Below are 20,772 nucleotides of genomic sequence, written 5' to 3'. Positions count from 1 at the left end.
CGGTCCTTCGACAAGCTCAGGACGAACGGAATTCGGGCGTTTTGGAGACCGCGCATGAGTGCTGACCTGATCACCGCCATCGAAGCCGCATGGGAAGACCGCGCCTCGGTCACCCCGGGCCACCCGGTCGGCGAGGCCGTCAACGCCGCGCTCGCGCTGCTCGACAGCGGCGAGGCGCGCGTCGCCCAGCCTGACGGCAATGGCGGCTGGCAGGTCAACCAGTGGCTCAAGAAGGCGGTGCTCCTCTCCTTCCGCCTCAACGACAACCGCGTGATGGATGGCGGCGCGGCAGGGGCCCCCGCCTATGACAAGGTGCCACTGAAGTTCGCCGGCTGGGGCGACAACCGTTTCAAGGAAGCCGGTTTTCGCGTAGTCCCCGGCGCGGTCGTTCGCCGCGGGGCGCATATCTCCAAGGGCGCGGTGCTGATGCCCTCCTTCGTGAACATCGGCGCTTACGTCGGCGAGAACACCATGATCGATACCTGGGCCACCGTAGGCTCCTGCGCGCAGATCGGGGCGAATGTCCACATCTCGGGCGGCGCGGGGGTCGGCGGCGTGCTCGAACCGCTTCAGGCCGAGCCGGTGATCATCGGCGACGGCGCCTTCATCGGCGCGCGCGCGGAAGTGGCCGAAGGCGTGCGCGTGGGCGAGGGCGCGGTGCTGTCGATGGGCGTCTATCTCGGCGCCTCGACCAAGATCGTCGACCGCGCGACGGGCGAGGTCCACATGGGCGCCGTGCCGCCCTATGCGGTCGTCGTCCCCGGCTCGATGCCGGGCAAGCCCCTGCCCGATGGCACGCCGGGGCCGAGCCTCTATTGCGCGGTGATCGTCAAGACGGTCGACGCCCAGACCCGCTCGAAGACCGGCATCAACGAACTGCTGCGCGATTGAACCGAGGCAGGCCTCGTCCTGCCCCGTTTCCGCCCCGTCCTTACATAGCGCGGCGAACCATTTTCGCGGCCGCGGGATAGTCCCTGTCCATCGCAGCAGGAGACCTTCATGCAGAAACCCGAACCCCGCCCCCGTTTCGACGAGACTGACGCCAAGGCGGGGAGCAATGAAGGCGTGGTGCGCTGGGTGCTGGGGATCAGCCTCGCGCTCGCCATCATCGCGCTCACCGTGATCTGGGTGACCGGCGCGCTGACACAGGACCCGGTGGAGAGCCAGATGAACGTCGAGCGCCGCGACGAGGCCGTCCGCGAACAGGGCGTGGGCGCGGACAGTTCGACCGATGGCATCACCGCCGGCGATCCCGATGCCGGCGCGCCCAAGATCTCGGGCGAGCGATGAGCGACACCTTCCGCAAGGGGCAGAAGGTCAGCTGGTCGTGGGGCGATGGCACCGCGACCGGCACGATCCGCGACCGCTACGAACGCAAGGTCACCCGCAAGATCAAAGGCTCCGAAATCACCCGCAACGGCGACAAGGAAAACCCCGCCTACCTGATCGAACAGGACGACGGCGACGAGGTGCTCAAGCTCGCCAGCGAACTCAAACCGGCGGGCTGACTTTCGAAATCTTTCGCCGCACCAGCCCTCTCGGGAACGATTGCGCCTCTTGACGATTGGTTGACGTTACGGAAACATATTCCCTAACGTCAATCAATAACGGGGAGAGCGTTAATGGCTGATCGCAACGAGACCATCCGCATCGACGAAGATGCCGCGCGCGGCGCGGTGACCAACACGGGGCTGCGCTATGTGCTGGCCTTCAGCCTCGGCTTCGCGGTGATCGCGATGAGCCTCGTCTGGATCATACCCGCCCTCGCCCACGCCCACCACTGAGCCTAGGCCCCTACTCCGCCTTCGCGGCGGGCGGCGTGATCAGCGTCTCGATCGGAGGCTGTTCGGCGACGCTCGCCGCATAGGCCTCGGCCGCGCGCATGACGCGCAGGATGTTGCGGCTCGCGATCATCTCGAGCTCGGCCTGCGAATAGCCGCGCTTCGCCAGTTCGGCGAAGAGCAGCGGGTAGCCGCGCACGTCCTCGAAGCCGACGGGGCCGCTCGGCATCCCGTCGAAGTCCCCGCCGATGCCGATATGCTCGACGCCTGCGACCTTGCGGATGTGGTCGATGTGGTCGGCCATGTGCTTGATCGTCGTGGCAGGCTCGGGGTTGGCCGCGTCCCACGCCGCCAACGCCTCGGTCACCTTCGCGGGTTGCCCCTGCCACAGCGCCTTCAGCCGCGCCTCCTCGCCCGATCGCACCGCGAACCACTGGCGGCGCTCCTCGTTGAGGAAGCCGGGGAGCGCGACGACCATCACCACCCCGCCGTTCTCGGGCAGCCGCGCGAGCACGGAGTCGGGCACATTGCGCGGATGCCCGGACACGCCCCGCGCGCCCGAGTGGCTGAAGATCACCGGCGCCTTGGCAACGTCGAGCGCGTCCATCATCGTCGCCTCGCTGACATGGCTGAGATCGACCAGCATCCCCAGCCGGTTCATCTCGCGCACCACGTCCTTGCCGAAATCGGAAAGACCATCGAACTTCGGCATATCGACCGCCGCATCGGCCCAGGGGGTGTTCGAATTGTGCGTCAGGGTCATGTAGCGCGCGCCGAGCGCATAGAGCTGGCGCAGCACGGCGAGGCTCGAGCCGATCGAGTGGCCGCCCTCCATACCGAGCAAGGACGCGACCTTGCCGTCCGCCATCGCGCGCTCGACCTGATCGGCGTTGACGGCATAGCGCAGGGCCTGCGGATTCTTCGCGATCAGCCGCTTGGTGACGTCGATCTGCTCGATCACCTGCTGCACCGCCTCGGGCTCGTCGGGGTTGGAGGGGACGTAGACCGACCAGAACTGCGCGCCGACCTTGCCCTGCCTCAGCCGCGCGAGATCGGTCTGCATCGCGCGGCCATCGGGGTTGGTCGGGCCGGTGTCCGAGGTGTCCTCGAAATCGAAGGCGTTGATCTGGTTCGCCACGCGGTCGCGCAGCTGGTTGGGCACGTCGTTGTGCCCGTCGAACACCGGCGCGGCTTCGAGCGCGGCATTGGCGGTGGCGGTCGCGGTGGCATCATCGATCGGCGGCGGGGCCTTGGCCTTCTGCGCGGCGAGCGGGCTCGCCAGCATCAGGGCCGCGATGATCGCGAGGCGGGAGGGCGCGGAGAGTTGCATGGGGGAAGCTCCCGAAGCTAGAGCGCCTGCACCGGCAGGTGACGAAACAGGCAAGGACTAGGGCATGGATAGCGCGGGCAAGCTGATCGAACAATTGGGCCTTGCGGCGCATCCCGAAGGCGGGTGGTATCGCGAGACGTGGCGCGGCGAGGCGGGGCCGGATGGCCGCGCGCAAGGGACCGCGATCATCTTCCTGCTGCGCACCGGCGAAGCATCGCACTGGCACACGGTCGATGCGGCCGAGCTGTGGATCTGGCAGGCTGGCGACCCGGTCGAGCTGCGGCTCTCGGCCACCGATGCAGGCCCGCCCCGCTCGGTGATCCTCGGCAGCGATATCGCCGCGGGCCAGCGGTTGCAGGGCCTCGTGGCACCGGGCGAATGGCAGGCGGCGCGGCCCTATGGCGAGGGCACGCACGGCTACAGCCTCGTCTCCTGCGTGGTGGTGCCGGGCTTCGACTTTGCGGGCTTCGTGCTGGCGCCTCCGGGCTGGGAACCGGGCGAATGATCCGCGCCGTCCTGCGCTGGCTGCTGGCGGCGTTCTACTTCGCCGCCGGGGTGATCCATATCGCCCTGCCCGCGCCGTTCCTTACCATCATGCCGCCGGGCGTGCCCTTTCCCGAGGCGGTGGTGCTGTGGACGGGGGTGGCGGAGATCCTCGGAAGCATCGGACTGGTGCAGCCTGTCTCCAAGCCGCTGCGCCGTGCGGCAGGGTGGGGGCTGGCGCTCTATGCGCTGTGCGTGTGGCCCGCCAACATCAACCACATGCTGATCGACTTGGCCCGCTACGACGGCGGGCTCGGGCTTGGCTACCACATCCCGCGGATGTTCGCGCAGCCGGTGATCATTGGGCTCGCGCTGTGGGTGGGCGAGTGCCTGCCGCTGCGCGGCCGCGCGCCCGAGGCATGACGCCGGCCGAGGCGATCCTCGCGCTGCTCGGCGAACGGGCCGAGGGCGGGACCATCTGCCCGAGCGAGGCCGCGCGCCGCCTTGCCGGGTCGCAGGGCGACTGGCGGGCGGAGATGGACGCGGTTCACGCCGCCGCCGACGCGCTGCTCGAACAGGGCACCATCGCCCTCTCGTGGAAGGGCGAGACAAAACAAAAGCGGCGCGGACCCTACCGGATCGCGCGCCGCTGATGCGGGGCCGGAGCCCCTATGCCGTCAGGCTCAGCTCAGGTGCTTCGAGACCGCAGCGGTCATCTTGAACATCGAGATCTGGTCCTTGCCGATCACCGCGCCGAGCTTGGCATCGGGATTGATCTGGCGCTTGTCGGTCTTGTCCTGCAGGCCGTTGGCCTTGATGTATTCCCACACCTTCGAGGTGACTTCGGCGCGGGTCATCGGGCCCTTGCCGATCACCGCTTCGAGATCACCCGAAAGCGTAACCGGCTTCTGCAGTGCGTTGGTCGTTCCAGCCATCTTCTACTCCCTTATGTCAGTGGCAGGTTGATCAGAAATCATCGTCTTCCCAGTCCGCATCGTCATCTTCCCCGCCCCCGGTGAAAGTGGCGTGGAGCACCGCGCAGGCCGTGACCGACCCTTGCAGCGATGCGAGCAGTTCCGCCCGTCCCGCGCCGGGCATCAGCACCAGCGGCAGTTCGGTCGCGAAAAGTTGAAACAGGTAGTGGCGCGTCTCGCCCTCGGGCGGGGACGGCAGCAGCCATTCGGAATTGCCGACGGCGTTCTTGCCGGTGCGCGGCGGGGTTTCGCCTTCGAGCAGCTTGCCGCGCTGGCCTGCGAGGCCCCAGACAAGCCAGTGGCAGGCAGGCTCGGCGCCCGGCGCAGTCGCATCCTCGACCACCAGCACCAGTTCCTGCGTGCCCGGCGGCGGCGCGCTCCATTCGAGCGGCGGGGCGACGGCATCTTCCTCGGCCGCGGTGAAGCTCGCGTCGAGCTCTTCCCCGCTGCGGAACGCGGGGCTGGTCAGCGCAAAGCCGCCGCGCGCGACAAACTGCGCCGACCCCAGCTTCGCGATCGCGAGGCCGGGATGGCGGGCAGGGGCGGGCACATGGGGTGCGAGCCAGGCGGGGAAATCCGTCATGATTCTGTCAGGTCCTTGCCCTCGTGCTAGTGCGTTCGGAGACGCGATACGAGACTGCGCAGGGGGGTTTTTCGCTGTTTCTGCGGAAAACCCTGCAAATGCAGGCAAAAAGGTCACGCTTTTCGAGCGACTCTTGGGGATTTTTACGGGGGCGGATTGCTCTTGGCCCGTCTCCGAGGCATCCCTGCGCTTCCGGGTCGCACCGTGACCCGGCCATAAACCCCCGGAGTTGCACCCACTTATGAAGCCCGCACGCACCGCTCTCAGCCTCGTCCTGGCACTCCAGCTCGCCGCCTGCGGCGGCGGGGGCGGATCGTCCTCCGGGCCGCCGACCGGCGGGGTCACCCCCACCCCGACGCCGACCACCGCGGCCTGCTCGCTGCGCGCGCGGCAGGATTTCGCCGACCAGGTGCTCAACGAGTGGTATCTTTTCCCCGATCTGCTGGCGACGGCGAACCCGGCCTCCTTCACCAATCTCGACGACTATCTCGACGCCCGCGTCGCCCCGGCCCGCGCGGCCGGGCGTGACCGGTTCTTCACCTTCTCGACCTCGATCGCGGAAGAGAACGCGCTGATCAACTCGGGCTCCTCGGCCGGCTTCGGCATCCGCCTGTCCTACGACACCACAAACCGCCGCCTGTTCGTGGTCGAGGCCTATGAAGGCGCGAACGGCCTTGCCGCCGGGCTCGACCGCGGGACGGAGATCACCGCGATCGGCACCTCGGCGACGACGCTGGTGTCGGTCTCGAGCCTGTTCGCGAGCGGCGGGGCGCAGGCCGTGGCCGATGCGCTCGGCCCGTCGACCGCGGGCCTCACCCGCGTGCTGCGCTTCGTCCAGCCAGGCGGCGCGGTGCAGGAACGCAGCGTCACCAAGACCGACTTCGCGCTCGATCCGATATCCGACCGCTATGGCGCGCTGATCCTCAACGATGGCGGCAAGCGGGTCGGCTATATCAACCTGCGGACCTTCATCATCTCGGACGCTGCCAATCAGCTGCGCACCGCCTTCGGCCAGTTCGCCGCACAAGGCGTGACCGAGCTGATCATCGACCTGCGCTACAACGGCGGCGGGCTGGTCAGCGTGGCGGACACCTTCGGCGACCTGATGGGCGCGGGCCGCGTCGGACAGGTGTGGAGCCGCGAGGAGCTGCGCCCGTCCAAGGCATCGGAGAACAGCACCCGCCAGTTCCGCACCGAGGCGAACGCCATCACCCCCACCAAGGTCGCGGTGATCACCACCGGATCGAGCGCCTCGGCGAGCGAGCTCGTCGCCAACTCGCTGATCCCCTATGTCGGCAACAATCTCGCGCTGGTCGGGGCCAATTCCTTCGGCAAGCCGGTCGGCCAGTTCGGCTTCGACCTTGCCTCCTGCGACCTGCGCGTGCGGGCGGTGGCGTTCCGGACGGTCAATGCCAACGGCCAGGGCGACTACTACACCGGCCTTGCCAGCGTGATGCCCAACACTTGCCGCGCGGGGGACGACATCGGCTTCCCGCTCGGCGATCCGCGCGAGGCGTCGATCGCGGCGGCGCTCAACTTCCTCGGCGGGCGCGGATGCACGGCGATTTCCGGCAGCCGCACGGCTAACACGGTCGCCGGGCCGACGCAGAGCGACAGCAAGTTCGCCGGCGCCGACCTGCCCGAGCGCGAACCGCTCCAGCCGCGGCGGCCGGGGCCGGCCCAGCACGAGCTGCCGGGGCTGTTCTAAGAGGGCTGCGGGGGCCTCACAGCCCCTGCGGCACCGTCTCGAAGGCGGGCGTGTCGCCCAGGTCGACCCAGTCCTGCTTGCTCTTGGCGTAGCAGTGGAAGGCGGGCTTGAGGATGCTGGTATCGTCCAGCGTCCCGGCCTTGATGAACATCATCCCCGGCGGGGTGTCGACGCGGGTGAAGACAGGCGATCCGCATTCGGGGCAGAACTGCCGCCGCACGGTCGCCCCGCTGTCGCCGGTGTCGTTGTAGGTTTTGAGCGTTCCTTCGAAGCTGACCGCCGCCTCGGGCACGCCGACGATCACCGAAAGCGCGCTGCCCGCCTGCTTCTGGCAGTTCTTGCAGTGGCAGGTGACGCACAGCAGCGGGTCGCTCTCGCAAGTGTAGCGCACCGCGCCGCACAGGCAGCCTCCGGTCATGGTCCCCGTGCTGGTCATCGCTTGTCTCTCCCCTGTTGCCGTGCAGCCTAGGGGGCTGCCGGGCCGCTGAACGGCTGCCTGTCCGTATAGCCGCAGCCTGCGAATGTCTCCCCGCCCAAAGCGATAGTGGCGACAAAGGGGAAGCGCCGGTCGCTCATCCCGTCGCTGCAATCGCCGGGGGTGAGCGTGGCGGTGAGCGGCTTGCCGGCGACCTCGCCCGAGAAGCCCAGCCCCCCGTTCCCGGCGAAGCGTTTCACGGCAAAGCCGGTGCCGGTCTGGTTGTCGGGGGTGGTCCACACGCCTTCCTCGCCCTTGATCGCGAGGTTCCAGAACGGCTCGGTGCCGAGCATCGTCACCGCCTCCTCGGGGGCGACCGCATCGAAGGCCTTGCCCTTGGGGTCGATCCCGTCGTCCTTGGCAGGAGTGCAGGCCGCAAGCGCGAGGCCGAGCATGGCGAGCGGCAGGTGGCGGGGTTGCATCGGTTCTCTCCTCGGTTGCAAGAATAGGCCGGAACCGGCTGCGCGCCAAGGCATTGCCCGCCCATGGACTTTACCCCTTCCCGCGAGGCCGCGCTTGCCCGCCTCGCCCGATTTCTCCCCGCCGCCGGCCGCCGCTATGCCGAAACCCGCAATGCCGATGACGGCCCGCGCGAGGGCGGGCGCGGCAATGTCAGCCAGCTTTCGCCCTGGCTTCACGCGGGCCTGATCGGGGAGCCCGAGGTGCTGGATGCGGTGCTTGCCCAGCACAGCCCCCGCGCTGCCGAGAAGTTCATCGCCGAGGTGTTCTGGCGGATCTACTTCAAGGGCTATCTCGAACAGCGCCCCGCGATCTGGGACGACTATCGCAAGGGACGCGACAGTGCCCTCGCCGCGCTCGAAGCCAATGCGGGCCTGCGCAAGGCCTATACGCAAGCGACCGAGGGCCGCACCGGGATCGAGGCCTTCGACGTCTGGGCCATGGAGCTGGTGGAAACGGGCTACCTCCACAACCACGCGCGGATGTGGTTCGCGAGCATCTGGATCTTCACCCTGAAACTCGACTGGCGCTTGGGGTCGGACTTCTTCCTGCGGCACCTGATGGACGCCGACGCCGCCTCGAACACGCTGTCGTGGCGCTGGGTCGCGGGGCTGCATACCAAGGGCAAGCACTACCTCGCCCGCGCCGACAACATCGCGCGCTACACCGCCGGCCGCCCGGGAGGCGCGCTCGACGCGCCCGGGCTGGCGGGCGACGAGGCCCAGTCGCTGGACGAGCCGCAGGAATACGGACGCCAGAAGCTCGATCTGCCCCGTCCCGTCACCGCAGCCGACCTCGCCCGGCCCTTCGCGTTGCTGCTGCATGACGAGGCCGCGCATCATGCCCCGCTCGCCCTGCCTGCCGCGCCTGCGCTGGTGATCGGCGCCGCCCGGCCCGAGGCCCGCTCTCCGGGTGCGCTTGGGGATCATGCAAAGGCCTTCGCGCAAGGCGCGCTCACCCACGGCCTCACCGAAGCCGCCGCCGCCTTCGCCTGCACCGCCGTCGAATGGCGTGCGGGCGAGCCGCTCGCCCCGCTGCTGGCCGAGGCGGGGGTGGAGCGCATAGCCCTGCCCTATCTCCCCGCCGGATGGACCCGCGACGCGCTGTGGCCCGATCTCGCCCCGCTTGCCGCCGAAGGCCGCGTCGTAACCCTCCTCGGCGATCTCGACCGCGCCACCTGGCCGCTCGCCAAGGCGGGGTTCTTCGCAGTCGGCAAGGCGGCCGAGAGCCTGCTGGCGGAATGCGGGATCACCGGCGCACGGGGCTGATCTCAACCCGGTCTTAACCCTGTTCGCCTAAGGCTCCGAGCATCCATCCACTGCCCCGGGCCCCTTCCCGCCATGCTCTATCCCAACCGCATCCAGGCCGCGCTGATGTTCGACCGGCCGATCGCCGATCTCGAAGCGATGATGCGCGCCTATACCCGGATCGAGGGGATGCGCAGCGGCGCGCAGTTCAACATTCCCGAGGCAAATCCGGGCCGCTTCTACCGCCTGTTCAACGGCGCGGAGGAGCTGATGGTGACCTTCGAATATCTGGATCGCCCCTGCAACGCGGACCTGTTCCGTCCGGCGCTGTCCTCAGCCTTCACCGGCATCGCCACACCCGACATCCGCGACCGGATCGCCCGCAGCTACAGCCACATCCTGATCGAAGTCTCGCACGGGGTGCTCGCCGGGGTCGACGAGGATCCCAAGTTTGCCGCGATGTTCGAGGCGATCGGCCAGCGGCGCGAGGGTGCGACCCAGGCGCAGTTCGCGCGGCGGCTCTCGGTTCTCGCGCTGATGGCGCGGATCGTGACCGAACACGCCATGCCGGTCGCGGTGCACTGGACGCAGTCCGACATGCTGATGGGCGGCGAGTTGTTCGACCGCATGGCCGAGGACAGCGAAGCCCCCGGCCCGCTGCACATCCACCCCTACCTCTATGGTCCCCGCCCCGCGCCCGGCGAGGACGCGCTGGTCGGCATCCGCACCTTCGGCGCGCGGCACTGGCTGGGGCGCGAGATCATCATCCAGCCCAACGTCCTGCCCTGGGCCGCAAACTTCGAGACGATCTTCGCCTTCCTGCGGGTGGCGACCATGCCGAACGGCTACGTCATCCCCGACGGCGACACCTTCGGCCCCGAGGATCGCAGCCTCTCCTACCGGGTGCTGCATCACGAGAAGGGCGCGGACATCGGCGACGGCGAGCCGCGTGACATGCCGTTCTACGAGCTCGTGCCGCTCAAGCACCTCGCGCACAGCTATGTCGCGCCCGATCATGTGCCCGACGCCAATGTCTTCGAGGATCGTGCCTTCCCCGCCGCCATCATGCCCGAGGACCAGGACGCCAAGATGGCGCTCGCCAATGAATGGGCCGAAAAGCGCAAGCTGGCCGAGGGGATCGGCGGCACGTTCGAGGTGCGCCAGCGCCGCGAGGACGATATGACCCCGCCGCCGCCGCCCCCTCCGCCGCCGGTGATCGCGCCGACGCCGAGCCAGCCCGGCCTGCCGAGCGTCAGCGGGCGCGGGCTGCGGGCGCAGGTGTTCGGGCGCAAGGGGCTCTAGCCAGCCCCCCGCGCCCGCCGGTTCGCGATCAGATCTGCTTGTCGGGCGAAGGGTCGCGGCGGTGCCGCGCGCTCTTGCCGAAAATGCGCTCGAGCCGCTCGGCCATCGTGCTCGCGGCGATCCGCGCGGCGGCATCGACATCGGCCGCCTTGCCGGTCACGCCGATCGGGCGACTGCCGCGGGGGCGGGCCTCGATCGTGCAATGCTTGTCGTCCGCGCCATGCTTGCGGCCGTTGACGTCGGAGACGTGCACCTCCACCCGGCTCAGGCGGTCGGCAAAGCGCGCGAGGCGCTGGCGCACCTGCGCCTCGATTCGCTGGGCCACATCCCGGGTTCCCATCACCGAACTGTCGGTGTTGAACTGGAACTGCATCGTGCTCATGGCATCGTCTCCTTTGGCTTCAGTGTCCTGTTGCCCAAAGAGAATATGGGGAGCCGCATGGCCGCTTTCCAGCGCTATCCGGCGAGCCGTTCAGTCGGCAAGGTCCTCGCCCGCCCGGCGCGCGGCACGGGCAACTTCGGCCTTCTCGCGCTCCTCGATCGTCTTGCGGGCATGTTCGGCAAGGCCGCGCCAGGTCTTTTCCGAGCGCAACTCGCGCTCGCGGACATTCTCGAGGGTCGCCTTGGCGGCGTGGGCGGCGGCCTCGTCGGCACGCTCGCAGTAGAATTCGTAGGTCTGGGCCATCGGGGGTTCCTGCCACGGGAGGGGGGAGGCGGGATTCGGTAGGCGTAGCGGGCAGCAGGGAGCGGAGCGCGACTCGGCGCGCCCCGCTCCGGATCGGTGCCTCAGGCAGCCGAAAGGTTGACGGCGCTTTCCTTGCCGTTGCGGCCGCGCTCGAGTTCGTAGTTCAGACGCTGGTCCTTATCGAGCGAGTTCATGCCCGCTGCCTGCACGGCAGTGATGTGGACGAAGCTGTCCGACGAACCATCGTCGGGCTGGATGAAGCCGTAACCCTTTTCGGTGTTGAAGAACTTCACGGTTCCGGTCTTGCTCATGGCGTGTTCCTTTCAAGAACAATGGTTTCCCGCCCGCGACATGCGAGGGGATCGTGCGTCGTATCGTCCGATGAAAGGAAGTCGTCGTCTGGTTTACGCCGGGGGGCAGAAGCCCAGGCGGCGGAGCGCAAATTTCGAAGTCCGTCGCAAATTTCGACGTCAGCGGGAGAGGATATAGCACGTCTTCCCCCATTCACCTAATCGGCCCACCGCAAGGACGCGTTAAGACTATCGCGAGGGCTCTGCGATATCCTGCCGTCCGCGATGCAACCGCCCCACGCCTTGCGCGCCGCCACCGGCGCTCCGCCTGCCCTGCGCCGCCGCCTGTGGCGCACGGGAGCGCTGGTCGTGGGCGGATCGGTGTTCGCCTCGGCCTGCTTTGCGCACCTCTCCTTCACCCTGTTCGGCACGGTCGACTACGCCGGCACCATGTTCTTCGCGGTCCTCATCCCGCTGGTGGTGGCGAGCCTTGCCTTCGGCTGGATCGCCTCGCTCACCCTCCGGCTCGAGAGCTCCCGCCGCGCGCTCGAGCAGCTCGCCCTGCAGGACGCGCTCACCGGGCTTGCCAACCGCCGCGCCGCGATGGCTCGGCTTGCCGAGTGGTCGCTCGGCGGGGGCGAGATCGCGCTCGCCATTGCCGACATCGACTACTTCAAGCGCGTCAACGACCGCCTCGGCCATGACGGCGGGGACGCGAGCCTCGTCCACTTCGCCGCCATGCTGCGCCGCATGCTCCCCGCCGACTGGCTCGTCGCCCGGATCGGGGGCGAGGAGTTCCTGATCGCCGCGCAGACCGGCGACCTTGCCACCTTCGCCGCCCGGATCGAGGCGCTGCGGGTGGCCGTTGCCGACACCCCGCTGATCACGCCCGCCGGCCCCTACCGCCTCACCGCCAGCTTCGGCCTCGCCGGACGGCGCGCGGACGAGGCCGCCGACCGGCTGATCACCCGCGCCGACCTCGCGCTCTACGCCGCCAAGCAGGGCGGGCGGAACCGGATCGAGCGCGCAGCGTAACTGGTGTTCCGCACGCCATCCGGCGCGCGAAATTCTCGCTCACACGCCCTGCGGACGCGTCGCTGCGGGCGCCCGTTCGGGCTTGCAGCGCTACGCGCCGAGTGGCGTTCAAGATCAGCCACCCGCTACCCCCGTCCCGTCTCACCCGGCATGCCGCGCGGGTCGTTGTGTTCGGGGCGCTCGCTGATCTGTTCGCCCGGGCCGCTGTCACCCGTGCCCTGCCGGACCGGCACCGCCGGATTGTCGCGTGGCCTGTCCTCGCGCTCCTCGAGATTGCTCGGATCATCGGCGAGCGGGCGGTAGACGCTCCCGCCGCCGGGGGCCGACTCCGTCTCGCGCCGTGCATCGCCATGCGTGCGCCCCGGCCCGCGCCGGCTGACCCCTTCGCCATCATCCGCATCCGCGCCCTGATCGAGCACATAGGCGCTGTCCTCGTCCCGCTGGCGCTGCTCGCCCGAGCCTACGCGCAGGGGCTGGTAGGCGCTGCCCTCGTGCGGGGTCGCGGTCATGTGCCCGCGGTGATCGAGCGCGTTGTTCGCATCGACCCCCGGCCGGCGCGCCGCATCCTGGTTGGCGCGGTTGCGGGCGTCCTCGGCCGCACTGACGCCCTCGGGCCGCACGCCGGAGCGCTGGGTGCCGGGCGGTATCGGATCACGATCGGTCATGCTGTCTCTCCTCGTGTAGGGGAGAAGAGAGTGTGCGACGACCGGGCCTGCGCGCACTAAACCAGAGCACCAACCGGGGTTCCCCACCACGACACCACCCGCAGCGAGCTGCAACGCGAACCATCTCGGTCGCGCAGCGACCGCGATCGCACGCGCGCGAGCCGCAGGTGCTCGATCCCGCAGGGATCGAAACGCACCGAGGACGACCCTGCGGAGGCAGGGTCGCAAAACCAACACCACCGGTCGCGCCAGCGACCGCGAGGCCACGCGGCCGAGCCGCAGGCGCCCCGTAGCGGAGCGAAGGGAACAGCGCCGAGGACGACCCTGCGGAGGCAGGGTCGCAATACAAAGACAGCGAAGCGGACAAAGCGGACACCGTGTCCGCCTCACTCTGTCCAGCCATTCTCCTGTAATGTCTTCATAATTTCCTCGTCCGACCAGCCGGACGGACAGTGGGGATCGGCGCGGGAATGCGATCCGGGCACGAAGCGGTGCATCGCCTCGATCTCGCCCGGCTCCTCGGGAGAGCGCGCCCCCGTCTCCACCGCCTCGCCGGCCGCGACCTTCGCCAGCAGGCTCTCGAAATCGCGCGCATGGCGCTCGGCCATCGGTCCCAGCCGCCCGAACCCCGGATTGCCGCCCAGGGTGAAGCGCCCGAGCAGCGCCACCGTCAGCCGCTCGTCGAAGCGGCGATAGGTGTCGACCAGCTCGCCCTTGTAATAGACCGGCACCTCGACCCCGTTCAGCGCCCGGTCGAGCGCCGCATGGGCGAGCACGTCATAGGAATGGTGGAACGCCACCTCCCACGCGAGATCGAAGGGCTGGCCTTTCAGCCGCGAGCGCAGCCGGTACGCCGACTGCCGCGACCGCCCGACCGACTTTGCCGCCTCGGAGACCGAGTGCGTCGCCGAGAGCGCGCGCAGGAACGCGGCTTGCAGATCGAGCGGCCAGCTGTCGTGGCGCGATGGCGGATCGGCGGAGCCGGAGCGGGCGTCCGGCACAGCACGCAGAGCGCTGCGGGTTGCAGACCGGGGCGAGCGGGGGGAGGAAGCGCGGGTCATCGGGGGAGGATGACTCGCAAGGGGGGTGTAGGAAAGGGGGGCGTGCGCCAATAATTGAGCTCGTCGCTTTGCGTTTCGGTGCGCAATCAAGCGTCAGCGTGAAGCCAATCTAGAAACGCGTGCTCATCAAAATTCTGGTTTCCTTCGCCCCCTACTAACCCGACACCCCTATCCGCGAGGAAAACAGCAAGCTGAAGTCCAGTCTTTGCGATAATTCCAGCAGCTTCTGACAATCTCACAGCCCCACTTGTCAGCTCTCCTGTAGTAAAAATTAGCGCCATTACGGGTGTAAATGGTCTAATAGATAGATCTTTGAAAATATCAACCCCATCGGAGGAGTGGGTCTTTGTCCTAGCAAGAGTCAAGGCACCAATTAACTCTCTTATTTCGGATGGTCCTATCGATCTGTTTGGATAGTGTTTTGCTTGACCCGCAAACAATAAGCGCACCTCTTTGGCTAAGACAAGGAAAGGCTCCGGCGCCGCATGCACTTGCCTGAGTGAGAATTCTCCATAAAAATCGATTCCCTGATCATTACTCTGAGGGGTAACGCGTCCGATTCTTGCACCGAGTTCCCGCAGAAAGCGAGCGCCGAACTTCTCGAATTCCGCGAAACTCAATGCCCTCATGCGGTCGAAAATAGCGCTGACGTGAGCTCGCCTTGCTCTCATTAAGTTTAATTCTGGGTCCTCGCCAGGCAATGGATAGCAAAACCCTGCCACTAAGGTACTAACAGAACCTATAACTCGAAGTACTGGGCTTCCACCCGCATCGAGAGTTGTAGCCTCACGTTCGGAAATGAAGCTTGCAATTCGGTCCTTCAGACGATCAGCATGCTCCGCAGATTGAATTGGTGGAAGTCCATGCTTAGACACCAAGACTGCTTCGATTGCACGCTGCAAGTCTCGTGGGCCGCCATTAAGGCCGATCTCTTCCTCCAGACTAGCTACAACTAATGGAAGCTTCATGCTTGCTGTTGCATAAAGGCACGAACCTTATCGACCAAAGCCACGAACTCGGTCCAGAGAGCTTTGGCATCCTCATCAGGGCTAAGCCAGGCATCGATACTAGGCTGCTTTAGGGAGTTAAGTGCGACGCCAATAGCGTGCTCAAGTAGACCTGTTTCATCGGAGGAAGTTTCAGCTTCAGCCGACTTCAGTGCATCATGAAAAGTTCGCTCAGGATCAGCAAGAACCTTCAATGGAACTGGTTTGTCGACAATATCTTTCAACTGCCGGACCTGCGGGTTGGCACTCTGGAGCTTTGGAGGCAGCTTCGCTCCATCAATCTCGCGAGGGGTCAGAAGTTCATAAAACAACTTTCGCGCTTCTGCATCTTCAGCAGCGTACGTTTCATCGGAGAACTTCAACCACTCTCTGACTTTCGGCTGCGACACCGCCTCATGAAAGAATGCATATAATTTCGGATCAGCTCGATCGCCATACTCATCGTCTTTCTCCATCTGCTCTAGCGCTTTTGAAGCACGATATCGGCGAGCCACTTCTCTAGCATTGATCCCTATGCGCTGCGCGACTGGACCGAATGCCCCCTCTTCTTTGTCGTACATTTCAACAACAAGTCGCGCTTGCTGATAGGGGCCCCATTCACGAATACCCGCAACGTGCCGTATTGCCATGAGGGTTTTTTGGTAATTAGCCCGCTCAGCATCAGTGCCGACAATTTCAATGACTGTGAATTGCTGTAGCGTATCAACAACATCTTTGGAAAGATCCAATCCACCACCATTGCAGTCAGCCAAGATAGTTTTGATTGCAGCCGTGCGCCGATTACCCTCAACTACCACGTAACGAGCATTATCACCCTCGCCATCATAAGTCTCGACTACAATTTGTTCAAATGGGACAAATCCATTTGAAATAATAGAGTCTCGAAGTGCATTAAGATCGAATGATGCCGTATCTCTCAGAAATTGAAGTGCGCGATCTTGCACGCCCTGTTCAGCATATCTGGCACGACTAACTGGTCTATAGCCATTCAAATCATGGAATCGATAATTATTCGGATCAAGCAGAAGCTGCTCAGGACGAACTGTTTTGGCTTCGATCTGCATAAACGCCTTCAGACAAGGGGGACCATGTTAGCCTGCTCGATTTTGCTCGAAAGTGCAACGATCCAAACGCATCAAAAGTCTCACCCCGGCTTCCTCACCGTCAGCTTGATCTCCGTCACCGCGGTCGGCTCGTACAACTCGGTCACGCCCACCGCGGTCCAGGCCGGGAAGGGGGCTTTGATGTAGCGGTTCTTGACCGTCACCAGATCGTCGAGCTGCGCGCTCATTTTTCCCGCGTGGAAGGTGTCGAACACCAGCACGTCGTCCCAGCTCGCGCCGAGGCGCTTGAGGGTCGCGTCGAGGCGGGCGAAGGCGCGTTCGTAGGCGGGGACGAGGCTGGTCTCGCCCTCGCGCGGTGCGGCGACCACGCCCGAAAGGTAGATGGTGTCGCCGTGGATCACCGCGTCGGAGAAGCCCACCGCCTCCTGGAAGGCGCGGGCCTCTGCGTTCTCGGGCATGATGGCCTGCTTGGGCTCGCCGGCATGGGCGGCAGTGGCGGCCAGCGCGAGCGCCAGAGCGGCAGCGGCGCGGGTGATGTGTGCGTGGTGCATGGTGGCTTCCCTCCCCCTTCAAAGAGGAACCTATCAAGCCCCTTCCCTTGGGGGAAGGGGTTGGGGATGGGGGCTCGGCGTCCGATCCCTTGCCCCTCCCTCGCACAGTGGAGCCCCCACCCCCGTACCCCCTCCCCGGGGGGAGGGGGAAAGGAGGCCTCAGTCGTGCTCGCGGTCGCCGGCGCCGACGTAGAGCTGGTTGCCGACTTCGCGGAACTTCTCGCTCATTTCGGCCATGCCCTTCTCGGCTTCTTCCTCGCTGGCGACGAAGGTTTCGATCCCGGCGTTCTGCTTGGCGGCGAAGTCGCGGACTTCCTGCGTGATCTTCATCGAGCAGAATTTCGGCCCGCACATCGAGCAGAAATGCGCCGACTTCGCGCCCTCGGCGGGGAGGGTCTGGTCGTGATATTGCTCGGCGGTTTCGGGGTCGAGGCTGAGGTTGAACTGGTCGCGCCAGCGGAACTCGAAGCGAGCTTTGCTCAGTGCATCGTCGCGCACCTGTGCGGCGGGGTGCCCCTTGGCGAGGTCCGCGGCGTGGGCGGCGAGCTTGTAGGTGACCACGCCGACCTTCACATCGTCGCGGTCGGGCAGGCCCAAGTGCTCCTTGGGGGTGACGTAGCAGAGCATCGCCGTGCCGTACCACCCGATCTGCGCCGCGCCGATGCCGCTGGTGATGTGGTCATAGCCCGGCGCGATGTCGGTGACGAGCGGCCCGAGGGTGTAGAACGGCGCCTCGCCACAGGCCTCGAGCTGCTTTTCCATGTTCTGCTTGATCTTGTGCATCGGCACGTGGCCGGGGCCTTCGATCATCACCTGCACGTCCTGTTCCCAGGCGCGCTTGGTGAGCTCGCCCAGGGTGTAGAGCTCGGCGAACTGGGCTTCGTCATTGGCATCGCGGATCGAGCCGGGGCGCAGGCCATCGCCCAGCGAATAGGCGATGTCATAGGCCTTCATGATCTCGGTGATCTCGTCGAAATGCTCGTAGAGGAAGCTCTCCTTGTGGTGCGCGAGGCACCACTTGGCCATGATCGAGCCGCCGCGGCTGACGATCCCGGTGACGCGCTTGGCGGTGAGCGGGATGTAGGGGAGGCGCACGCCCGCATGGATGGTGAAGTAGTCGACGCCCTGTTCGGCCTGCTCGATCAGCGTGTCGCGGAAGATTTCCCAGGTGAGTTCTTCCGCGATGCCGCCGACCTTCTCAAGCGCCTGATAGATCGGCACGGTGCCGATCGGCACGGGCGAGTTGCGGATGATCCATTCGCGGGTGTCGTGGATGTTGCGCCCGGTTGAGAGGTCCATGATCGTGTCCGCGCCCCAGCGGGTCGCCCAGACCATCTTGTCGACTTCGCTCGCCACATCGCTCGCCACGGCGGAGTTGCCGATGTTGGCGTTGATCTTGACGAGGAAGTTGCGCCCGATCGCCATCGGCTCGCTTTCGGGGTGGTTGATGTTGGAGGGGATGATCGCGCGGCCGCGCGCGACTTCGCTGCGGACGAATTCGGGGGTGATGACATCGGGGATCTCCGCACCCCAGCTCTCGCCGTCGCGGATCAGGTCGGCAGCGATTTCGCGCCCGAGGTTCTCGCGCTCGGCGACATATTCCATCTCGGGGGTGATGATGCCGCGGCGGGCGTAGTGCATCTGGCTGACGTTCATCCCCGCCTTGGCCCGAAGAGGCCGCTTGATCGCGTTGGGATATTGCGGGACGCCACCCGAACGGTCGGGGCCGAGGCGGCCATTGTCCTCCGGCTTCACTTCGCGGCCGTCATAGTCCTCCACGTCACCGCGCGCGAGAATCCAGTCGCGGCGCAGCGGGGCAAGCCCGGCGCTGATGTCGATGGTGGCGGCGGGGTCGGTATAAGGGCCCGAGGTGTCGTAGACCCGCACGCTCGGCTCGCCGCCCTCGAGATCGATCTCGCGCATGGCGACGCGGATGCCGGAGCCGGTGCGCGCGCCCACGTAAACCTTGCGGCTGCCACGGATAGGCCCGGTGGTGACGCCGATTTCGACGGGGCTGTTGATGTCGGCCATGATGCTCTCTCTCCTCATGGCGGATAGAGCGCGGGCCCATGGTTCAAGCGACCAGCCCACTCCCTCCGCCGATGCTAATCGGTTCAGGTTCGACGGGTCGGGCGATGCTAACCGCCCCTCTCAGCACAAGCGTGCTCCCCGGGGATGGGCGAGGGATTAGAGGGATTCGGATGGGGTGTCGAGAGGCGGGTGCCGACTAGGCACTGGGCTTACGAGGCTTGCGTTGACGCTTGGGCTTGGGCGGAGGGGCGCAACCATTTTCTGCAAGGAAGGCGATGAACTGCGGATCGTCACGCACACGATCGAAATCGGTATCCTTCGCAATTTTATCGCAATCCAATCTGCCAACGTAAATGCGCCATTGATCCAGTGCCGCGATGCAATTTGCTAGATCGGCTCCCCTTCCAAAGACGCACGCCTTGTTATAGTGCGCCTTAGCCACCCATTCCTGCAACTCAGGCAGTTCGCTGCTTCCAAAACGGGTCAAAACACTGTCAAAAGACGCAATGGAATCTGTGGATCGTTCAAGCTGGCCTAGCGTGACCCCCTTGTAGACCTGCGCCATGGCCACCTTCTCCTGCACTGTCGGCAGTTTGCTATCTCCAAAACGGTTTACAACATCGTCATATAAAGCAATCTCATCTTCGAACTGCTTAAGATTGCCTAATGCAACTCCCTTGTATATCAGCGCCGTGGCCACCCAATCATGAAGCACTGGCAACGCGCTGCCTCCAAATCGGGCTAGCACTTGGTCATAGGTAGCAATCGCATGATCTGGTCGATCATGCTGATCCTGCGTCACTCCTTTGTTGACTAACGCCATGGCAACGCGTTCTTGGAGCACAGGCAAAGGATTATTACTAAACCGAACTACTACTTCATCGTAGGCAGCAATCTCGTTTTCGAACTGATCAAGCTTAGCAAGCCTGCTTCCCTTATTGATCAGCGCTACAGCCACCCATTCCTGAACCGCCGGCAATGTACTTTTCCCGAATCGGGCTAGCACCTCGTCATAAACAGCAATTGCATTTTCGGACCGCTCAAGCTCCCCGAGAGTGACGCCTTTGTTGACCAGTGCTTTGGCCACATGCTCCTGAAGCGAAGGCTGGACGCTGTCCCCGAAGCGGGTGAGTAACTCGTCATAAACAGCAATCTCATCCTCGGCCCGGTCAAGCTGGCCGAGCGAGATGCCCTTGCTAATCAGTGCTTTGGCCACTTGCTCCTGAAGCGCAGGCAGGGCGCTATCCCCGAAGCGGGTGAGTAATTCTTCGTAAACAGCAATTTCATCTTCCGACCGGTCAAGCTGGCCGAGAGTGATACCTTTGTTGACCAGCGCCTTGGCCACTTGCTCCTGAAGCGCAGGCAGGGCGCTGTCCCCGAAGCGGGTGAGTAACTCGTCGTAAACGGAAACTTCATCCTCCGGCCGGTTGAGTTGGCCGAGTGTGACACCTTTGTTCAAGAAGGTCTTGGCCACTTGCTCCTGTAGCACAGGTAGAGAGCTGCCCTCAAATCGGGACAGAACATCGTCGAAGGTTGCAATGGCATCCTCTGACCTGTCGAGTTGGCTAAGCGTGACGCCCTTGTTAAACAACGCTATGGCGACTTGCCTTTGCAGATCAGGTAGCGAGCTATCGCCAAAGCGAGCAACAAAGTCATCAAGAGCTTGGAGCAGCTCAGCATCTCGACCGAGTTCGCTTAGTGCATGGGCGCGCCGGAAATATGCAAAAGCCAAGCTCTCTGGGTCGGCATCCTCGAAGATATAGGTCATCGCGCCGGCACGACGTTCCATGGCCTCCCAGTCTTTATCCAACATCGCAACCATTACGAGCGCTCGGTAATCATCCACCGACCGTTCACCGCGCGGCTTCGCCAATGCTTCGCGCGCTATGTCGCGCAGAGTCTGGCGATCTTTTTCGTCAGCGGGCGTTTCATTGGGGGGTAAATTGGCCACAATCTGCTTGGCAGTTTGTTCATGACCTCGCAGCGCTTCCAGCTTGGTTTCTGCCTCCGCGGCGATCGCTTCAACGTTCTTGGCCAAGGC

26 protein-coding genes and 1 riboswitch are annotated in these 20,772 nt (G+C 65.3%); of the genes, 11 read left to right on the top strand and 15 right to left on the bottom strand.

Annotation, left to right across the window (positions count from 1 at the left end; genetic code table 11):
* The first annotated feature begins 54 nt into the window (after nucleotides 1–54).
* The 4 genes from dapD (at nucleotide 55) to BZF57_RS21040 (ending at nucleotide 1,784) form a co-directional block, all read left to right on the top strand.
* Nucleotides 55–891 (top strand): 2,3,4,5-tetrahydropyridine-2,6-dicarboxylate N-succinyltransferase, encoded by an 837-nt coding sequence (gene dapD, locus BZF57_RS00495; RefSeq protein WP_086733502.1) that lies wholly within the window; start codon nucleotides 55–57, stop codon nucleotides 889–891.
* Nucleotides 892–999: 108 nt separating this feature from the next.
* A complete protein-coding gene (locus tag BZF57_RS00490; RefSeq protein WP_086733500.1) occupies nucleotides 1,000–1,290 on the top strand; it encodes a hypothetical protein in 291 nt (96 codons plus the stop codon).
* Nucleotides 1,287–1,508 carry a hypervirulence associated TUDOR domain-containing protein gene (locus tag BZF57_RS00485; protein ID WP_086733498.1) on the top strand — a complete coding sequence of 74 codons (222 nt, stop codon included), beginning with the start codon at nucleotides 1,287–1,289 and terminating at the stop codon, nucleotides 1,506–1,508. The genes BZF57_RS00490 and BZF57_RS00485 overlap by 4 nt, the downstream gene beginning before the upstream one ends.
* Before the next feature lie 114 nt (nucleotides 1,509–1,622).
* On the top strand, nucleotides 1,623–1,784 hold the full coding sequence (locus BZF57_RS21040; protein WP_156076218.1) for a hypothetical protein: 162 nt from the start codon (nucleotides 1,623–1,625) through the stop codon (nucleotides 1,782–1,784).
* A 10-nt stretch (nucleotides 1,785–1,794) separates the two neighbouring features.
* Here the strand turns inward: BZF57_RS21040 and BZF57_RS00480 are convergent, their stop codons facing one another.
* Nucleotides 1,795–3,111 carry a dipeptidase gene (locus BZF57_RS00480; protein ID WP_086733496.1) on the bottom strand — a complete coding sequence of 439 codons (1,317 nt, stop codon included), beginning with the start codon at nucleotides 3,109–3,111 and terminating at the stop codon, nucleotides 1,795–1,797.
* Between the two features lie 64 nt (nucleotides 3,112–3,175).
* Here BZF57_RS00480 and BZF57_RS00475 point away from each other — a divergent pair, with 64 nt between their 5' ends.
* Genes BZF57_RS00475 through BZF57_RS00465 form a run of 3 tightly spaced genes read left to right on the top strand, consistent with a single transcriptional unit; the run spans nucleotide 3,176 to nucleotide 4,247 of the window.
* On the top strand, nucleotides 3,176–3,616 hold the full coding sequence (locus BZF57_RS00475) for a cupin domain-containing protein (RefSeq protein ID WP_086733494.1): 441 nt from the start codon (nucleotides 3,176–3,178) through the stop codon (nucleotides 3,614–3,616).
* Nucleotides 3,613–4,017 (top strand): DoxX family protein, encoded by a 405-nt coding sequence (locus tag BZF57_RS00470; protein WP_086733492.1) that lies wholly within the window; start codon nucleotides 3,613–3,615, stop codon nucleotides 4,015–4,017. Before BZF57_RS00475 ends, BZF57_RS00470 begins: the two co-directional genes overlap by 4 nt.
* The gene (locus BZF57_RS00465; protein WP_086733491.1) at nucleotides 4,014–4,247 is read left to right on the top strand and encodes a DUF3253 domain-containing protein; all 234 of its coding nucleotides are present in this window, start codon (nucleotides 4,014–4,016) and stop codon (nucleotides 4,245–4,247) included. The genes BZF57_RS00470 and BZF57_RS00465 overlap by 4 nt, the downstream gene beginning before the upstream one ends.
* A 30-nt stretch (nucleotides 4,248–4,277) precedes the next feature.
* Here the strand turns inward: BZF57_RS00465 and BZF57_RS00460 are convergent, their stop codons facing one another.
* Together BZF57_RS00460 and BZF57_RS00455 are read right to left on the bottom strand one after the other, a co-directional pair.
* Nucleotides 4,278–4,529, bottom strand: coding sequence for an SWIB/MDM2 domain-containing protein (locus BZF57_RS00460; RefSeq protein ID WP_086733489.1), 252 nt, complete (start codon nucleotides 4,527–4,529; stop codon nucleotides 4,278–4,280).
* 31 nt (nucleotides 4,530–4,560) lie between these two features.
* Nucleotides 4,561–5,151, bottom strand: coding sequence for a YbhB/YbcL family Raf kinase inhibitor-like protein (locus BZF57_RS00455; RefSeq protein ID WP_086733486.1), 591 nt, complete (start codon nucleotides 5,149–5,151; stop codon nucleotides 4,561–4,563).
* 241 nt (nucleotides 5,152–5,392) lie between these two features.
* Here BZF57_RS00455 and BZF57_RS00450 point away from each other — a divergent pair, with 241 nt between their 5' ends.
* Nucleotides 5,393–6,859 (top strand): S41 family peptidase, encoded by a 1,467-nt coding sequence (locus BZF57_RS00450; RefSeq protein WP_086733484.1) that lies wholly within the window; start codon nucleotides 5,393–5,395, stop codon nucleotides 6,857–6,859.
* Nucleotides 6,860–6,875: 16 nt separating this feature from the next.
* On the opposite strand, the gene BZF57_RS00445 is transcribed toward BZF57_RS00450, so the two are convergent.
* Entirely contained in the window at nucleotides 6,876–7,295 is a 420-nt protein-coding gene (locus BZF57_RS00445) for a GFA family protein (protein ID WP_086733482.1), read from the bottom strand.
* 29 nt (nucleotides 7,296–7,324) lie between these two features.
* Nucleotides 7,325–7,756 carry a COG3650 family protein gene (locus BZF57_RS00440; RefSeq protein WP_086733480.1) on the bottom strand — a complete coding sequence of 144 codons (432 nt, stop codon included), beginning with the start codon at nucleotides 7,754–7,756 and terminating at the stop codon, nucleotides 7,325–7,327.
* Nucleotides 7,757–7,819: 63 nt separating this feature from the next.
* Here BZF57_RS00440 and BZF57_RS00435 point away from each other — a divergent pair, with 63 nt between their 5' ends.
* Both BZF57_RS00435 and BZF57_RS00430 read left to right on the top strand, forming a co-directional pair.
* Nucleotides 7,820–9,061 (top strand): FAD-binding domain-containing protein, encoded by a 1,242-nt coding sequence (locus BZF57_RS00435; RefSeq protein WP_086733478.1) that lies wholly within the window; start codon nucleotides 7,820–7,822, stop codon nucleotides 9,059–9,061.
* 72 nt (nucleotides 9,062–9,133) lie between these two features.
* Nucleotides 9,134–10,342: a hypothetical protein gene (locus tag BZF57_RS00430; RefSeq protein WP_086733476.1), complete on the top strand. Its 1,209-nt coding sequence runs from the start codon at nucleotides 9,134–9,136 to the stop codon at nucleotides 10,340–10,342.
* A 28-nt stretch (nucleotides 10,343–10,370) separates the two neighbouring features.
* Here BZF57_RS00430 and BZF57_RS00425 read toward each other — a convergent pair whose 3' ends face one another.
* The 3 genes from BZF57_RS00425 to BZF57_RS00415 all read right to left on the bottom strand — a co-directional run bounded on the left by BZF57_RS00425 (nucleotide 10,371) and on the right by BZF57_RS00415 (nucleotide 11,338).
* A complete protein-coding gene (locus BZF57_RS00425) occupies nucleotides 10,371–10,724 on the bottom strand; it encodes an HPF/RaiA family ribosome-associated protein (protein ID WP_240505799.1) in 354 nt (117 codons plus the stop codon).
* A gap of 90 nt (nucleotides 10,725–10,814) precedes the next feature.
* A complete protein-coding gene (locus BZF57_RS00420; RefSeq protein ID WP_086733474.1) occupies nucleotides 10,815–11,027 on the bottom strand; it encodes a hypothetical protein in 213 nt (70 codons plus the stop codon).
* A gap of 101 nt (nucleotides 11,028–11,128) precedes the next feature.
* Nucleotides 11,129–11,338 carry a cold-shock protein gene (locus BZF57_RS00415; RefSeq protein ID WP_086733472.1) on the bottom strand — a complete coding sequence of 70 codons (210 nt, stop codon included), beginning with the start codon at nucleotides 11,336–11,338 and terminating at the stop codon, nucleotides 11,129–11,131.
* Nucleotides 11,339–11,602: 264 nt separating this feature from the next.
* Here BZF57_RS00415 and BZF57_RS00410 point away from each other — a divergent pair, with 264 nt between their 5' ends.
* A complete protein-coding gene (locus BZF57_RS00410) occupies nucleotides 11,603–12,352 on the top strand; it encodes a GGDEF domain-containing protein (RefSeq protein WP_086733470.1) in 750 nt (249 codons plus the stop codon).
* Nucleotides 12,353–12,477: 125 nt separating this feature from the next.
* On the opposite strand, the gene BZF57_RS00405 is transcribed toward BZF57_RS00410, so the two are convergent.
* The 7 genes from BZF57_RS00405 to BZF57_RS00375 form a co-directional block, all read right to left on the bottom strand.
* Nucleotides 12,478–13,017: a hypothetical protein gene (locus tag BZF57_RS00405; RefSeq protein ID WP_086733468.1), complete on the bottom strand. Its 540-nt coding sequence runs from the start codon at nucleotides 13,015–13,017 to the stop codon at nucleotides 12,478–12,480.
* 386 nt (nucleotides 13,018–13,403) lie between these two features.
* A complete protein-coding gene (locus tag BZF57_RS00400; protein WP_086733466.1) occupies nucleotides 13,404–14,018 on the bottom strand; it encodes a hypothetical protein in 615 nt (204 codons plus the stop codon).
* Nucleotides 14,019–14,164: 146 nt separating this feature from the next.
* On the bottom strand, nucleotides 14,165–15,046 hold the full coding sequence (locus BZF57_RS00395) for a restriction endonuclease (protein ID WP_086733464.1): 882 nt from the start codon (nucleotides 15,044–15,046) through the stop codon (nucleotides 14,165–14,167).
* Complete coding sequence (locus BZF57_RS20550; protein ID WP_143738269.1) at nucleotides 15,043–16,149, bottom strand: hypothetical protein; 1,107 nt, start codon at nucleotides 16,147–16,149, stop codon at nucleotides 15,043–15,045. The genes BZF57_RS00395 and BZF57_RS20550 overlap by 4 nt, the downstream gene beginning before the upstream one ends.
* Before the next feature lie 80 nt (nucleotides 16,150–16,229).
* Nucleotides 16,230–16,700, bottom strand: coding sequence for a Rid family hydrolase (locus BZF57_RS00385; RefSeq protein WP_086733460.1), 471 nt, complete (start codon nucleotides 16,698–16,700; stop codon nucleotides 16,230–16,232).
* 159 nt (nucleotides 16,701–16,859) lie between these two features.
* Nucleotides 16,860–18,731 carry a phosphomethylpyrimidine synthase ThiC gene (gene thiC / locus BZF57_RS00380; protein WP_086733459.1) on the bottom strand — a complete coding sequence of 624 codons (1,872 nt, stop codon included), beginning with the start codon at nucleotides 18,729–18,731 and terminating at the stop codon, nucleotides 16,860–16,862.
* 41 nt (nucleotides 18,732–18,772) lie between these two features.
* A riboswitch (TPP riboswitch) is annotated at nucleotides 18,773–18,882 on the bottom strand.
* 45 nt (nucleotides 18,883–18,927) lie between these two features.
* On the bottom strand, nucleotides 18,928–20,769 hold the full coding sequence (locus BZF57_RS00375) for a tetratricopeptide repeat protein (RefSeq protein ID WP_086733457.1): 1,842 nt from the start codon (nucleotides 20,767–20,769) through the stop codon (nucleotides 18,928–18,930).
* Nucleotides 20,770–20,772: the final 3 nt, after the last annotated feature.

Origin of the sequence: Erythrobacter colymbi (assembly GCF_002155685.1) — a bacterium.
Classification (GTDB): domain Bacteria; phylum Pseudomonadota; class Alphaproteobacteria; order Sphingomonadales; family Sphingomonadaceae; genus Erythrobacter; species Erythrobacter colymbi.
This window is presented reverse-complemented; position numbering and strand designations above follow the sequence as displayed.

What these genes read in the sequence shown, in the direction of transcription:
- dapD (WP_086733502.1), top strand. Translation starts at nt 55, where the DNA reads ATGAGTGCTGACCTGATCACCGCCATCGAAGCCGCATGGGAAGACCGC.
- BZF57_RS00490 (WP_086733500.1), top strand. Translation starts at nt 1,000, where the DNA reads ATGCAGAAACCCGAACCCCGCCCCCGTTTCGACGAGACTGACGCCAAG.
- BZF57_RS00485 (WP_086733498.1), top strand. Translation starts at nt 1,287, where the DNA reads ATGAGCGACACCTTCCGCAAGGGGCAGAAGGTCAGCTGGTCGTGGGGC.
- BZF57_RS21040 (WP_156076218.1), top strand. Translation starts at nt 1,623, where the DNA reads ATGGCTGATCGCAACGAGACCATCCGCATCGACGAAGATGCCGCGCGC.
- BZF57_RS00480 (WP_086733496.1), bottom strand. Translation starts at nt 3,111, where the DNA reads ATGCAACTCTCCGCGCCCTCCCGCCTCGCGATCATCGCGGCCCTGATG.
- BZF57_RS00475 (WP_086733494.1), top strand. Translation starts at nt 3,176, where the DNA reads ATGGATAGCGCGGGCAAGCTGATCGAACAATTGGGCCTTGCGGCGCAT.
- BZF57_RS00470 (WP_086733492.1), top strand. Translation starts at nt 3,613, where the DNA reads ATGATCCGCGCCGTCCTGCGCTGGCTGCTGGCGGCGTTCTACTTCGCC.
- BZF57_RS00465 (WP_086733491.1), top strand. Translation starts at nt 4,014, where the DNA reads ATGACGCCGGCCGAGGCGATCCTCGCGCTGCTCGGCGAACGGGCCGAG.
- BZF57_RS00460 (WP_086733489.1), bottom strand. Translation starts at nt 4,529, where the DNA reads ATGGCTGGAACGACCAACGCACTGCAGAAGCCGGTTACGCTTTCGGGT.
- BZF57_RS00455 (WP_086733486.1), bottom strand. Translation starts at nt 5,151, where the DNA reads ATGACGGATTTCCCCGCCTGGCTCGCACCCCATGTGCCCGCCCCTGCC.
- BZF57_RS00450 (WP_086733484.1), top strand. Translation starts at nt 5,393, where the DNA reads ATGAAGCCCGCACGCACCGCTCTCAGCCTCGTCCTGGCACTCCAGCTC.
- BZF57_RS00445 (WP_086733482.1), bottom strand. Translation starts at nt 7,295, where the DNA reads ATGACCAGCACGGGGACCATGACCGGAGGCTGCCTGTGCGGCGCGGTG.
- BZF57_RS00440 (WP_086733480.1), bottom strand. Translation starts at nt 7,756, where the DNA reads ATGCAACCCCGCCACCTGCCGCTCGCCATGCTCGGCCTCGCGCTTGCG.
- BZF57_RS00435 (WP_086733478.1), top strand. Translation starts at nt 7,820, where the DNA reads ATGGACTTTACCCCTTCCCGCGAGGCCGCGCTTGCCCGCCTCGCCCGA.
- BZF57_RS00430 (WP_086733476.1), top strand. Translation starts at nt 9,134, where the DNA reads ATGCTCTATCCCAACCGCATCCAGGCCGCGCTGATGTTCGACCGGCCG.
- BZF57_RS00425 (WP_240505799.1), bottom strand. Translation starts at nt 10,724, where the DNA reads ATGAGCACGATGCAGTTCCAGTTCAACACCGACAGTTCGGTGATGGGA.
- BZF57_RS00420 (WP_086733474.1), bottom strand. Translation starts at nt 11,027, where the DNA reads ATGGCCCAGACCTACGAATTCTACTGCGAGCGTGCCGACGAGGCCGCC.
- BZF57_RS00415 (WP_086733472.1), bottom strand. Translation starts at nt 11,338, where the DNA reads ATGAGCAAGACCGGAACCGTGAAGTTCTTCAACACCGAAAAGGGTTAC.
- BZF57_RS00410 (WP_086733470.1), top strand. Translation starts at nt 11,603, where the DNA reads ATGCAACCGCCCCACGCCTTGCGCGCCGCCACCGGCGCTCCGCCTGCC.
- BZF57_RS00405 (WP_086733468.1), bottom strand. Translation starts at nt 13,017, where the DNA reads ATGACCGATCGTGATCCGATACCGCCCGGCACCCAGCGCTCCGGCGTG.
- BZF57_RS00395 (WP_086733464.1), bottom strand. Translation starts at nt 15,046, where the DNA reads ATGAAGCTTCCATTAGTTGTAGCTAGTCTGGAGGAAGAGATCGGCCTT.
- BZF57_RS20550 (WP_143738269.1), bottom strand. Translation starts at nt 16,149, where the DNA reads ATGCAGATCGAAGCCAAAACAGTTCGTCCTGAGCAGCTTCTGCTTGAT.
- BZF57_RS00385 (WP_086733460.1), bottom strand. Translation starts at nt 16,700, where the DNA reads ATGCACCACGCACACATCACCCGCGCCGCTGCCGCTCTGGCGCTCGCG.
- thiC (WP_086733459.1), bottom strand. Translation starts at nt 18,731, where the DNA reads ATGGCCGACATCAACAGCCCCGTCGAAATCGGCGTCACCACCGGGCCT.